Source organism: Tenacibaculum sp. FZY0031 (genome assembly GCF_036350695.1).
Taxonomy (GTDB): Bacteria; Bacteroidota; Bacteroidia; order Flavobacteriales; family Flavobacteriaceae; genus Polaribacter.
In genome coordinates, this window is sequence record NZ_JAZDVY010000003.1 from 238148 (window position 1) to 251949 (window position 13802).

At 33.1% G+C, this 13802-nt stretch carries 15 protein-coding genes; 1 reads left to right on the forward strand and 14 read right to left on the reverse strand.

What is annotated here, in order from left to right:
• Positions 1-57: 57 nt before the first annotated feature.
• Positions 58-1035, reverse strand: coding sequence for a polyprenyl synthetase family protein (locus V1T75_RS05440; protein WP_330487548.1), 978 nt, complete (start codon positions 1033-1035; stop codon positions 58-60).
• Between the two features lie 61 nt (positions 1036-1096).
• Between V1T75_RS05440 and V1T75_RS05445 the strand changes: the two genes are divergently transcribed.
• Positions 1097-1615 (forward strand): hypothetical protein, encoded by a 519-nt coding sequence (locus tag V1T75_RS05445; protein WP_330487549.1) that lies wholly within the window; start codon positions 1097-1099, stop codon positions 1613-1615.
• Here the strand turns inward: V1T75_RS05445 and V1T75_RS05450 are convergent.
• The 13 genes from V1T75_RS05450 to ade form a co-directional block, all read right to left on the reverse strand.
• Positions 1602-2816, reverse strand: a complete 1215-nt coding sequence (locus V1T75_RS05450) for an NAD(P)/FAD-dependent oxidoreductase (protein ID WP_330487550.1) — start codon at positions 2814-2816, stop codon at positions 1602-1604. The genes V1T75_RS05445 and V1T75_RS05450 overlap by 14 nt on opposite strands.
• A gap of 3 nt (positions 2817-2819) precedes the next feature.
• Entirely contained in the window at positions 2820-3575 is a 756-nt protein-coding gene (locus tag V1T75_RS05455; RefSeq protein WP_330487551.1) for a hypothetical protein, read from the reverse strand.
• 4 nt (positions 3576-3579) lie between these two features.
• A complete protein-coding gene (gene rlmN, locus V1T75_RS05460; RefSeq protein WP_330487552.1) occupies positions 3580-4620 on the reverse strand; it encodes a 23S rRNA (adenine(2503)-C(2))-methyltransferase RlmN in 1041 nt (346 codons plus the stop codon).
• A 67-nt stretch (positions 4621-4687) separates the two neighbouring features.
• A complete protein-coding gene (queA, locus tag V1T75_RS05465; RefSeq protein ID WP_330487553.1) occupies positions 4688-5737 on the reverse strand; it encodes a tRNA preQ1(34) S-adenosylmethionine ribosyltransferase-isomerase QueA in 1050 nt (349 codons plus the stop codon).
• A 67-nt stretch (positions 5738-5804) separates the two neighbouring features.
• A complete protein-coding gene (locus tag V1T75_RS05470) occupies positions 5805-7034 on the reverse strand; it encodes a 3-phosphoshikimate 1-carboxyvinyltransferase (RefSeq protein WP_330487554.1) in 1230 nt (409 codons plus the stop codon).
• A gap of 5 nt (positions 7035-7039) precedes the next feature.
• Complete coding sequence (locus V1T75_RS05475; RefSeq protein ID WP_330487555.1) at positions 7040-7288, reverse strand: hypothetical protein; 249 nt, start codon at positions 7286-7288, stop codon at positions 7040-7042.
• Positions 7289-7615: a nucleotide pyrophosphohydrolase gene (locus V1T75_RS05480; protein ID WP_073182681.1), complete on the reverse strand. Its 327-nt coding sequence runs from the start codon at positions 7613-7615 to the stop codon at positions 7289-7291.
• A 47-nt stretch (positions 7616-7662) separates the two neighbouring features.
• The gene (locus V1T75_RS05485) at positions 7663-8040 is read right to left on the reverse strand and encodes a VOC family protein (protein WP_330487556.1); all 378 of its coding nucleotides are present in this window, start codon (positions 8038-8040) and stop codon (positions 7663-7665) included.
• Positions 8031-9248 (reverse strand): MFS transporter, encoded by a 1218-nt coding sequence (locus V1T75_RS05490; RefSeq protein ID WP_330487557.1) that lies wholly within the window; start codon positions 9246-9248, stop codon positions 8031-8033. The genes V1T75_RS05485 and V1T75_RS05490 overlap by 10 nt, the downstream gene beginning before the upstream one ends.
• A 236-nt stretch (positions 9249-9484) precedes the next feature.
• On the reverse strand, positions 9485-10234 hold the full coding sequence (locus V1T75_RS05495; RefSeq protein ID WP_330487558.1) for a cyclase family protein: 750 nt from the start codon (positions 10232-10234) through the stop codon (positions 9485-9487).
• A gap of 12 nt (positions 10235-10246) precedes the next feature.
• Entirely contained in the window at positions 10247-11371 is a 1125-nt protein-coding gene (gene hemW / locus V1T75_RS05500) for a radical SAM family heme chaperone HemW (RefSeq protein WP_330487559.1), read from the reverse strand.
• 180 nt (positions 11372-11551) lie between these two features.
• Entirely contained in the window at positions 11552-12106 is a 555-nt protein-coding gene (gene ruvC / locus V1T75_RS05505; protein WP_330487560.1) for a crossover junction endodeoxyribonuclease RuvC, read from the reverse strand.
• Positions 12107-12114: 8 nt separating this feature from the next.
• Positions 12115-13737, reverse strand: a complete 1623-nt coding sequence (gene ade, locus V1T75_RS05510; protein WP_330487561.1) for an adenine deaminase — start codon at positions 13735-13737, stop codon at positions 12115-12117.
• Positions 13738-13802: the final 65 nt, after the last annotated feature.

The window sequence follows — 13802 nt, forward strand, 5'->3', positions numbered from 1 at the left end:
AATTTGTTAACCAAAAACCTTCGAGATAAAAATTCTCTCGAGGGTTTTTATTTATTTTTAAATTTTACGCTCCACAACATAATCAATCATTTGACGTAAGGAGCTTTTATATTCTGAATCAGTAAAATTATCTAAAATAGCCAATGCCTTGTTTTTATAATCGTGCATTTTGGCTGTTGTATATTCTAACCCACCATTTTCTTTTACAAAAGCAATAACTTCTTTTACTCGTTTTTTGTTTTTGTTATGCTTCTTAACCGAATTGATTAGCCACGATTTTTCTTTGGGAGAACAAGTGTTCAATGTATAAATCAATGGAAGTGTCATTTTCTGTTCTTTGATGTCAATTCCCGTTGGTTTTCCTATTTTGTCTTCTGTATAATCGAACAAATCATCCTTAATTTGAAAAGCGATACCTATATATTCACCAAACTTACGCATTTGTTGTACTGTTTCATTATTGGCACCAACTGATGCTGCTCCTATACCACAACAAGCTGCAATTAATGTTGCTGTTTTTTGACGAATAATTTCAAAATACACTGCTTCTGTTATATCAAGTTTACGAGCTTTTTCAATCTGTAACAGCTCTCCTTCACTCATTTCTCGTACTGCTATGGAGATGAGTTTTAACAAATCGAAATCTTCATTATCTATCGAAAGCAACAATCCTTTCGACAGTAAATAATCTCCTACTAAAACAGCTATTTTATTTTTCCAAAGCGCATTGATCGAGAAAAATCCACGTCGTCGGTTACTGTCGTCAACTACATCATCGTGTACCAATGTTGCAGTATGAATTAGCTCTACAACTGATGCCCCTCGATACGTACGTTCATCGAAACCTCCATTAGACACCATTTTCGCCACCAAAAACACAAACATTGGTCGCATTTGTTTTCCTTTTCTACGAACGATATAATACGTAATTCGGTTTAATAATGGAACTTTAGACAACATCGAATCTTTGAACTTGGTTTCAAAGAGTTCCATTTCTTTAGCAATCGGAAGTTTTATTTGCTCTACTGGCTTCATCTAAACATCAAAAGTAAGAAATAATTAGGATTTGGTATCTTTGAAAAAAACAATTCTTTTAATGAAAAACCTTTTCTTTTTTTGTAGTCTTTTTTTACTGATTTTCTCTAGTATTGCTCAAGAACAAAGCGTCTCTTTTCCCAACGACTTTTTAGGGGTTTATAAAGGTACTTTATACATTCATTCTGCTAAAGGGCAACAAGAAACCCCCATGGAATTTCATATGAAACAATCGGACTCTCTACTCAAGTTTGAGTATACATTAGTTTATAATAACCAACCTAGAAATTACACCTTGATAGTAAAAGATAAAAAGAAAGGTATTTTTGAAATTGATGAAAATAATGGAATTATTTTACCTGCCAAATTAGCAAATAATACCTTGTACAGCTTTTTTGAGGTACAAGGAAATTTACTCAGTTCTCGTTTAGCTTTTTCTAAAAATCAATTAGATTTTGAAATTTTATTTACAGCTACTACACACAAGACTACAACAGGTAAAGGAACCAAAGAAATTCCGTTTGTATATGGATACCCTATTTCTGTTGTTCAAAAAGCTCTTTTAACTAAGCTGCAGTAAAAGAAAGTTTTGTTTTTATTTTTTTCCATACGTAAGAGAACACTCTTCTGAATAGGTTTGTAAACTTAAATTCAAAAACAATATCAACTAATTGATCTACATCTACTAGTTTCTTGTACTTTCTAATTTTTTCGTCAATAATTGCATCAGAAAAATCATAATAAACAGTATCTGATAAAAACAAGCATAATTTCCAAGTAAAAAGATATTTCTTTCGCCACCTTCTTCTATAGGTACTGAATGTATTTTTATCTTTTTTTACAAAGTTTACAACATGAGGCGTTACAGCATTAGCGCATCTTAAAGCATACCTTATCCCTTCACCTCCTAAAGGGTTTATTGTTGATACAGAATCACCTATAGCTACTATTCTTTCTTTATAAAAAGCTTCTGAAAAATTTCTGGTAGTCCTAACTGCTCCGCCATGAACATCTATTATTTTATAATCTGTAGCATTCATATAATCAGTTATAATTCTCTCAGTAATTTCTTTGAGAGATTCCGCTGATTTTTCATGAGTTTTATAAAGTAATTTAGCCGACCCTACTTTGAGAGTATTTTCTTTCATAGGAAATATCCATGAATACCCTTTATAGCTCCATTTATCTCCTAAAAAGAAAAACAAATCGTCTTTAAATTTATCATACACAACATCATCTACCTTTATCAAATACTCTACACCAGCACTGGTTTCCATTTCTGGTTGTTCTTTTAGCGTATCGTAAATAACTTTTCTCGCAGGACCTGTTGCATCTACTAAAAGCTTGGCTTTAAGAGTTATTTTCTTGTCTTCCTTTTTTGAATAAAAGTGAGCAATGACACCATCGTTAGTATAGTCTTTTGAGATATATGAATACCCCATTAAAACGTCACCTCCGTTATCTTTACACTCATCAGCCAAGAAAGTTCTAAGTTTAGCAAAATCTAAAACCACTCCTTTATTAGTATTTCCTTTCCATTGGGCTAATTCATTGGAGGTTTGAATTGTGAAGTTTTTCCAATACCTTCCCACAATACTTTCAGGAAAGTTAAATTCATTAAAACCATCAAGCGACATCCCTGCACTAGAAAAATCATTATCATAAAAAGAATGATACCTTTCTACAAGCAACACACTAAGGCCTTTCTTTGCAAGATTTCTAGCACACTGTCCGCCTGCAGGACCAGCCCCCACTACAATTACATCGTATTCTTTTCTCATTATTTAAACTTTTAAGCTAATTGCTCTAATTTGTTTTAATCTATTCCACTCTTTCTTATGCCTTCGTTTATATATTGACATTGTGCCTCTATCCAATCCAAAATAAAAAAAACTAATTCCTATTGGTGGATTTGCGCTTGGTAAAAAACTAAATTTATCAAATGCTATTGGCGGCCACTCCCAACAATTAAAAGCGGTTCCTATAATTTCTGTATATACTACAAAAACGTACATTGTTAAATAAAACAATTTTTCTTTTGGGTGTTTTCTTAAAAAATAAAAAACCAACACTGTTAGTAAAAAGCCATAAATATCATTTTTAACTACCAAAAAAGATATGGCTAGAATTGCAATAACAATTGTGAGTACTTTTTCTATGGAATGGCTGTGCTTTCTTACTTCTGATTTTTTGCAAAAATTATAGACTAATAAAAAAACAACTGCATGGCCAGGGGGAATATAGTGTGGAATATTTTCTAATCGATATGTATACATTCCTAAAAATTTAGAAAATACATACTCTCCAACTATGGCTATAAGAAAAGCATAAATAAGTTGCTCTCTTGTTCTTTTTGGTGATTTCAAATACAAGAAAATAAAGAGTATAACAACTAGTACATTATTAATCCATTGCGCATGCTTATAATAGCTTTTAGCTACAAATTCGCTATCTAAAAACAGGCCTACAAGCATCACTAACATCAATACTCCTATTGTTTGCAATGTTTGACCTAAAAGAGATTTTGACAAAAACGACATAGGATTACGACTTATTAGCTAGCTGCCCACAAGCTGCATCAATATCTTTTCCTCTAGAACGACGCACATTTACCACAATATCATTCATTTCAAGATTAGAAATATAATTGTTTAAAGCCCTATCAGATGCTTGTTGAAATTCTCCGTCATCTATAGGGTTGTATTCTATTAAATTAACTTTACACGGAACATACTTACAGAATTCCACCAACGCATCAATATCTTCTTTTCGATCGTTAATACCGTTCCAAACAACATACTCATACGTTATTTTTCGTTTAGTTTTTTCATACCAATACTCTAACGATTCTTTTAAATCTTTTAACGGAAAGTTAGCATTAAACGGCATAATAGATGTTCGTACCTCATCTATAGCCGAATGTAACGAAACGGCTAAATTGAAGCGCACTTCATCGTCTGCCATTTTCTTAATCATTTTAGGCACACCAGAAGTTGATACCGTTATTCTACGAGCTGCCATTCCTAAACCTTCTTCCGATGTTATTTTATCGATAGCTTTAATTACATTATTGTAATTCATTAAAGGTTCTCCCATTCCCATAAAAACAATGTTAGACAATTTATGGTTATGGTATAACTTACTTTGTTTGTCAATAGCGACAACTTGATCATAAATTTCATCTGCATTCAAATTACGCATACGTTTTAAACGAGCTGTTGCACAAAATTTACAATCTAAACTACATCCTACTTGACTAGACACACAAGCTGTAGTACGTTTTTCAGTGGGAATTAAAACTGATTCTACAATTAATCCATCATGAAGTTTAATTGCATTTTTAATTGTACCATCATTACTACGTTGCATTGCGTCAACTTCAATATGATTGATTACAAAGTTCTCATCAAGCATTTTCCTTGTTGCTTTGGATAAGCTTGTCATATCCTCAAACGAATGCGCTGCTTTGTGCCACAACCACTCATACACTTGGTTACCGCGAAAAGCCTTGTCTCCATTATCCACAAAAAAAACACGGAGTTGTTCTTTGGTTAATGCACGTATGTCTTTCTTTTTTACTGTCATCAGGTACAAAAATACACAAAACCTCACAAGTAGCTTGTGAGGTTTTGTAAATGGTTAAAAAACTATTTTATAAAATTAACATCGCATCTCCGTACGAATAAAACTTATATTTTTCTTTAATTGCTTCATGATATGCCTCCATAACAAAATCGTGTCCTGCAAATGCAGAAACCATCATTAATAATGTAGATTTTGGCGTGTGGAAGTTTGTCACCATACAGTTCGCTATACTAAAATCATATGGCGGAAAAATAAACTTGTTTGTCCACCCTTCAAAAGCATTCAATTGCTTGCTTGAAGATACAGATGATTCAATCGTTCTCATTACTGTAGTACCTACAGCACATACTCTCCTCTTGTTAGCAATAGCATTATTTACCATATCAGCACTGACTTGAGGAATGATAATTTGCTCAGAGTCCATTTTGTGCTTTGATAAATCTTCTACTTCAACTGGATTAAAAGTACCTAACCCTACATGCAATGTTGTTTCAGCAAAGTCTACTCCTTTAATTTCTAAACGCTTCATTAGATGCTTAGAAAAGTGCAATCCTGCTGTTGGTGCTGCTACTGCTCCTTCGTGCTTAGCGAAAATAGTTTGGTAACGATCTTCGTCTTCTGGCTCTACCTCACGCTTTATGTATTTTGGCAATGGAGTTTCTCCTAACTCGATTAATTTTTTTCTAAATTCATCGTAAGGGCCATCAAATAAGAAACGTAATGTTCTTCCACGTGAAGTAGTATTATCAATAACTTCAGCTACTAAACTTTCATCATCTCCAAAGAATAATTTATTCCCTATTCTTATTTTTCTTGCTGGATCTACTAAGACATCCCACAAACGATTTTCAGCATTTAACTCACGTAATAAAAACACTTCAATACGAGCTCCTGTTTTTTCTTTGTTTCCGTACATACGGGCTGGAAATACTTTCGTATTGTTCAACATCATTACATCTCCTTCATCAAAATAATCGATTAAATCTTTAAATAGTTTATGCTCGATTTTTTGTGTGTCACGGTGCAATACCATTAATCGTGCTTCATCTCTGTGCTCTGAAGGATATTCTGCCAATAATTCTTTTGGCAATTCAAAATTAAAATTTGATAATTTCATTTGTAAAATTTTCTTAACGGTGGCAAATATACAATTTCAACATAGGGGTTGTCAAGCGATTGCTCTATTATTTTATGGTAACATTCTGAATTCCTACATTAAACATATCTTCCCAAAAATTTCTATAGGATTTGGTTACTACTTCAGCTTCTAAAATTTCTATAGAAACTTTTAAAGCTAACGGAGCAAATGCCATTGCCATTCGATGATCGTTATAAGTAGCTATTTGAATAGTTTCTTTAATTTTTAAAGATGGTTTTAAGTGTAAACTTTCATTAGTTACAGAAATATCTGCCCCTAATTTTGTTAACTCTTCACGCAATGCTTCTAAGCGATCGGTTTCTTTAATCTTTAACGTGTGTAACCCTGTTAAATCACAAGCAATACCAAGCCCAAAACACGTAACTGCTATGGTTTGAGCAATATCTGGTGCATTTTTTAAATCTTCTTTTAATACAGCTAAACTATGTTCTCTTTCTTTAGTTAGAAGAATTGAATGGTCTTTAAAAGTGGTCGTCACTCCAAAATCTTTATAAATTTTTTCCAAGCAACTATCTCCTTGCAAACTATCTTTTTTATACGCTGATAGTTTCACAGAAGAACCTACTTTGCTCAACGCTATAATCGAATAAAAATAAGATGCAGAGCTCCAATCAGACTCAACTACAACTGTTTGCTTTCTTACAGTTGCTTTTGGCTCTATTTTAATAAGCTGCCCTTCAAATTTAGCTTCAACTTCTAATTGAGCTAATAATTGTAAAGTCATATTGATATAGGGAACCGACGTAATTTTTCCGACCAATTCAATTTCCAATCCTTTTTCTAAGCTTGGAGCAATTAGCATTAATGCTGAAATGTATTGACTACTTACATTTCCATTAATTAAAACTTTCTCTTTTGTTAGTTTTCTTCCCGATATTTTAAGCGGGGGATATCCTTCTTTTTCTACATAATCTATAGCTGCTCCTAAATCGCGAAGCGCATTAACCAAGATTTCAATTGGTCGATTGTGCATGCGGTCTGATCCTTGCAATACTTTTGTAACACCTTCTTGGGTTGCAAAAAAAGCAGTTAAAAAACGCATTGCTGTTCCTGCATGTCCAATGTCTGCAATCGTATTATCAGAAGTTAACGCTCCTTGTAAATGATGTGTATCATCAGAGTCTGATAAATTTTCTATCTGCAAATCTGGATATAACTGCTGTAAAATCAACAATCTATTTGATTCACTTTTTGAACCTGAAATGGTTATATGAGTACCTGAATTAAATTCTTCAGTTTTTAGTCTTAAATCCATAAAAACTACTTCGTTTTTTTATTTACAATGTATATGCTATAAATAAGTGCGATTACAATCTTGCTCAGCCAAAAACGAATCCACTGTTTATTTGCAAAGTGCACATTGTATACGGTTTCAAAGTCTCCTGAAAAAACAGCCCCTCCCGTTTTAAACAATAAAGAAAAAACAGCTACGATTAGTAAAAATGGGGTTCCTACTTTTAAAACATTAATCCAAAAACTTCCCTTTTGTATATTTTTAATGAGACTCATTTATTGTAGTTTTTTATTATTGTGATGACGATCGTGATCCCTTTTAGTTTTAATATCTAGCTTCTTATCAAAGGCTTCTTGTAAATTTACACCTGTTTGGTTTGCTAAACACAACACGACAAACATTACATCTGCTAACTCTTCTCCTAAATCTTTGTTTTTATCACTTTCTTTTTCGCTTTGCTCTCCATAACGACGCGCAATAATTCGAGCTACTTCTCCAACTTCTTCTGTTAGTTGCGCCATATTTGTTAACTCGTTAAAGTAACGAACTCCGTGATTTTTAATCCAATCATCTACTTGTTTTTGTGCGTCTTGTATATTCATGTTTTCTGCTTTCTTATTAAACATTCAAAGATAAAAACTTCTATTTCTTAATCGATTCGCCAAGGCGGATTTTTTCTGTGTTCTCCTGCTTTAAACAGAATTAATTTATTACCATCTGGATCTAACAAATGGGCTTCTCTCCATAACCATGTTTGCTCTTTGGGTAATTGGGTGAATTGAATTCCTTTTTCTTGTAGCTCCCTTACTAATTCATCTAAATTCTCGTCTTCAAAATACAATGTAATCCCTTCTCCTTTAGATAACTTCTCTACTTGATGAATTGAGAAGGTTGCATCTCCATCAGGCACTTCAAATCGGACATACCTAGGGCTTGCATCTACAATAAGATGCAAGCCTAGTTTTTTATAAAATAGTACAGATGCATTTACATCTATAGACGGAATTGTTACTTGATTTAAGTCCATGCGATTACTTTCTCTCTTTTCACAATTCGTATTAACATTAATAAAAACAACACTCCAATTCCTGATAATACAATCATAAAATTCCATGTATTATCAAATCCAATATTATCTATTAATTGCATTCCTGAATTGTGTCCAAATATATGCGACATAGAAAATGCAATACTGTAATATGCCATATACTCTCCTTGATTTCCTTTTTTTGCACGTTCCATTACAAAGGCATTTGAAAAAGGAAATGCAATCATCTCTCCTATGGTCATCAATAACATTCCTATAATTAAAATTCCTACCCAACCAGTTAAGTTAATTACTACAAAACTTAATCCTGTTAATAGTAAACCCAAAAACATTAAAAATTCTTTAGTATACTTACTTTTTTCTAACCAAGTAATGAGTGGCATTTCTAACAGGAAAATGAAAAATCCGTTCATTCCCATTAACAAGCCTATTTCTAACTCTGTTAAATGATGAACATCTTTGTAATACAAAGGCATTGTTGAGAAGTATTGCAAGAAGATAAATCCGAACACAAACATCCCTACAAAAAACACCCAAAAAGCCTTATCTGAAAAAACCGACTCTGGATTTTCTACTTTTATTTCATCCAACACTCTTGCTTTTTTAGGATGTAACACATTTATCAATAACATAGTTGCTAAAATACACGTAACTCCATCCACCCAGAACAATCCACTATACCCCATTGAAGTAATTATTAACCCTCCAACAGCTGGACCTGCTGAGAAACCTAAGTTAATTGCCAGACGAATTAAGGTTACTGAACGTGTTTTATTTTCTGGTTTGCTGTAAGTATTCAAGGCTACAAACATAGCGGGTCTAAACGTATCTGCTACTAACATCACCAAAAAAATACCAACACAAAACCCCCAAAAAGTATTAACAAACTGTAAGACTATAAAAAGGATTCCAGTCAAAAACAAACTTGTTTTCATCACTTTGTAAAACCCTATTTTATCAGTTAACTTTCCTCCCAACCAAGATCCTCCTACAGACCCTAATCCAAAACAAGTCATAATCCAACCTACATCATTTAAAGAAAAATGCAAACTTTCTCTCAAATACAATGACATAAACGGAATTACCATGGTTCCTGCTCTGTTTATCAATGTTATTAAAGCAAGCCACCATACTTCGCTCGAGAGCCCTTTAAAAGTGTCTAAATAATTAAAATAGAGTTTTTTCATTTGGTTTGGTTTTAGTGTTGATTGTTGATATAAAAATAAAAAGTCCGACTTTGCAGTCGGACTTTTTATTATCGTTATATTTTATATAAACATAATTATAATACATACATCGCCCGATCGTTTCTGTGTCTTACCACAGTCGATTTACATTGCTTATATGTATTAAAAATTGTCATTATTGTTTCTTGATTGAGCTGTAAAACTAGTAAAAAAAGAAATATACCCACAAAAAAGTTTTAAATAATTTCGTAAAGTGTGGGTTTACTAGGTGTAGCGTCGTTTTCAAATGGTGCTACCATCAAGTTCAAAAAGTAAGTTCCGTCCTTTATTTTATTGGATACATAAATAAATTCAGTAATTGTTGCTTTCATTCTGATTTCTCCTTGTGTATTCCAAAAAGCATTATGTGCTAACAATTTTCCTTCGTCTTTTTCTTTGTCTACCGATGGTAAATCAATTAGTAAATGTTCTATTCCTTTCTCTTTTAAATATACAGCAGCTTCTTCTAACAAATAGGTCGGATTTGTATTTGAATAACGCATCGATTTTTTGTCTGATAGGTTCGGTAAGGTTCTAATTACAATTGCATCGCGCTTTTTGTTTCCTAAAACATTTTGTAATTGTTTTTTTGAAATTACAAAGTCCTTATTTTTTAACTGTTCTGGAGCAATCGTCACTACTTCAGCTAAGAAGAAAAATTTTGATAGTTCTTTGTTTACTGAATAAACTTCTTCTGTAATATGTCCCACACATTCGGTATGTGTAATATGTGAGTGCGGATTAAACTGGATATTATTAAAGTTTACATCAGCGCCTTTTTGTACACTCCCAATCCAATTGCCATCAGAAACAGGAAAAATCTTAGGATCGTCTAAATACCACGCATTTACATTTTCTTTTGAGGTATCAATAGCTATTGAAATGTCTAGTGGTTTTGATAAATCAATCTTGTATTTTCTTGAGTTGTATTCAATTGTTGCGATCATACTCAAAGATACTTAAATAATAAATAATTCGGAAGCCAATCCATCTGCTAAGAACTTTCCTTTTTCTGTAGTCTTCAAAACTTCATTTGTAATGACTAATAGCCCTTGTTGGATAAACTTCTCAGCATTTTTAAGCAATTCTATTTTAAACTCTTCCCCGAAATCCTCCTCAATTTTCTCTAACGACACTCCCCAAATGGTTCTTAATCCTGTCATTAAATATTCATTAAACTGATCTTTCTTAGTGAGTTTCTCTTGCTCCAAAGGGAGTTTTCCTTCTTGAATTGCTTTGATATATTTAGCATTGTTAGCTACATTCCAGCTACGATGTGTTTTGTTAAACGAATGTGCTGAAGGACCAATGCCTATATACTTTTTCCCTAACCAATAACTGGTATTGTGCTTTGAGAAATAGTTTGGTTTTCCAAAGTTGGAAATTTCGTAATGAACAAATCCATTTTTAGCGGTTTTTGCTACCAAAATATCAAAATGCTCTTTGGCTACTGTTTCGTCAACATCAGGATATTTTCCTTGCTTGATAAATGAATCTAATGCTGTTTTAGGTTCTACCGTTAACGCATATGATGAAATATGATTGATACCGAAATCAAAAGCTATTTGCAAATTTTCTCTCCAACGTTCATTACTCATATTCGGGACTCCGTAAATCAAATCAATGGTAATATTATCAAAGTAGCGAGTGGCAGCTGACAGACATTTTTTTGCTTCTTGTGCATTATGAGCTCGGTTCATTAACTGTAAATCTTCTTCAAAAAAAGATTGTATCCCTATACTTAAGCGATTAACCGAAGTTTTAGATAATTCTATTATTTTTTCTTCTGATAAATCATCTGGATTTGCTTCTAAGGTAATTTCTGGATTTGCTATTACAACATAGTTTTGATAAATAGTATCAATCAACAATTGTAATTCTTCAATCGACAATAAACTCGGTGTTCCACCTCCAAAATAGATGGTTTCTATAGTTTCATTTAGAAGTTCTTCTTTTCTTAACTCCAATTCTTTTACCAAGCAAGATACAAGCTCTTCTTTCTTTTTTAAAGAGGTAGAAAAGTGAAAATCGCAATAATAACATGCTTGCTTACAAAATGGGATATGTAGATAAATTCCTGCCAAATCAGTTATCAGTTATCAGTTATCAGTTATCAGTTATCAGTTATCAGTTATCAGTTATCAGTTATCAGTTATCAAGATTACTTATTAATTCTTGTTTTCTTTAAAATTGAAAATAGAATTTTAGCTATTTCGTCAGTTTTTTCAAACTATTGTTTACTGTTCATTTAACATTGAAAAAAATCAGTTTTTGATTTTTTTCGGATTCTGCTTTACAAACGCTGCCCAACCTGTATAGTTCTTACCTCCTACTTTTGTTCCTGAATTATAGTAATGACATACCGCGGCTGCCAAACCATCAGTCGCATCTAGATTTTTAGGCAACTCTTTTAAGTTTAATAGCGATTTTAGCATAAGCGCTACCTGTTCTTTACTAGAGGTTCCTTTACCTGTAATGGCCATTTTAATTTTCTTGGGCGCATACTCGGTTACAGGTATTTGTCTTGACAATCCTGCTGCCATCGCCACTCCTTGTGCGCGTCCTAATTTTAACATCGACTGTACATTCTTTCCATAAAAAGGAGCTTCTAAGGCTATTTCATCTGGATTATAGGTATCAATCAACTCAATAGTACGTTCAAAAATGATTTTTAATTTCAAGTAATGATCGTCATATTTTTTTAAGAGCAGTTCGTTCATTTGAACAAATTCCATCTTTTTCCCTACTACCTTTATAATTCCAAACCCCATAATAGAAGTTCCTGGGTCAATCCCTAATATAATTTTTTCTGTCTTCAAACTCTCGTTTATTTAACTTCTAAAGAAGTAAATTTAAATGTATTTCCATCAAACAAGCCTTTGTCTGATAGCTTTAAGGATGGAATTACCAACAACGCCATAAAAGATAAGGTCATGTACGGAGCTCGTAATTTGCTACCTAGTTGTTTTGCCATGGTATCCAATTCTGCGTAGGCTTTTCCTATTTCAATCGCCGGTTTTTCAGACATGATTCCTGCCACAGGAAGTGGAACCACTTTTTCTTCAGAAGAGGTTACAGCGCAAACGCCTCCTCTATTTTCAATCAGTAAGTTTACTGCCTTACAAATCAATTCATCCGACACTCCAACTGCTATAATATTATGAGAATCATGACCAACTGAACTCGCTATCGCCCCTTCTTTTAATCCGAAGTTCTTAATAAACGCAATAGAAGGTTCTGCATTTTGATAACGGTTTACTACGGTCATTTTTAACACATCGTTTGCTACATCAGAAACTAAACTTCCATCTTTTATCAACGAATCTGCTTCTATTTCATTTGTCACTAATTCTCCGTCCAAAGCCTCAATAACTCGAATCTTTTCAGATGCTGAATGGAATTCAAAATCGGAAACGTTTTTTGCATCAGTGTCAAAATTATTCAACACTTCAAAATCTACATGTGCTACAAATGACCTTCCATTTTCAGCCACTAATTCTCCATTAATATACGTTTGTAGTACTTCAAACTTTTGTAGGTCATTCACTACAATAAAATCAGCGTCATCTCCTTCGTTTAAAGTTCCTACATCCAGTTTGTAATGCTCTACTGGATTTATACAAGCAGCTTGCAATACTTTGAATACATCTATTCCTTTAGCAACAGCACGCTCACATAACTGGTTGATATGTCCTAATAACAAATCATCTGGATGCTTATCATCAGAACAAAACATCATGTTCTCATAATATTCAGGAAGTAAATCAATCAGCGCTTCAAAGTTTTTCGCTGCGCTTCCTTCTCTAATGATGACTTTCATTCCTTTTTGAAGCTTTTCTAAACCTTCTTCATAGGTAAAACATTCATGATCGGTATAAATTCCTGCTGCTATGTATTTGTCTAAATCTTCTCCTCTTAATCCTGGTGCATGTCCATCTACTGGCTTATTATAATGTTTTGCCCAAGCTATTTTTTTCAACACTTCTTCATCCTGATAAATGACCCCTGGGTAGTTCATCATTTCTGCTAAATACTTGATATCAGGGTTCTGCATCATTTTTTTGATATCTTCTGAATCAATCACAGCTCCTGCACTTTCAAAAGAAGTCGCTGGCACACAAGATGGCGCTCCAAAATTGAATTTTAACGGAACTTTCTTTCCGTTTTCAATCATAAAATCAACTCCTTTCACCCCTAGCACATTGGCTATTTCATGTGGATCGGATACGGTTGCTACCGTACCATGTGTTACGGCTATTTTAGCAAATTCTGAAGGAACTAACATCGAGCTTTCAATATGAATATGCGCATCTATAAATCCAGGTAAAATATAGTTTTCTACAGTATGTTCTACTGCTCTAATTTGTGTAATCTTTCCTTCTTTAACCTCAACTTCTCCTTTAAAGATTCGTTTATTTTGTATGTCGACTATATTTCCTTGTACAATCATGCTAAAATTTATTTATTGCTAAAATACTGAGTATTTTTCACAAAAAAAGCATCCGTTATGGATGC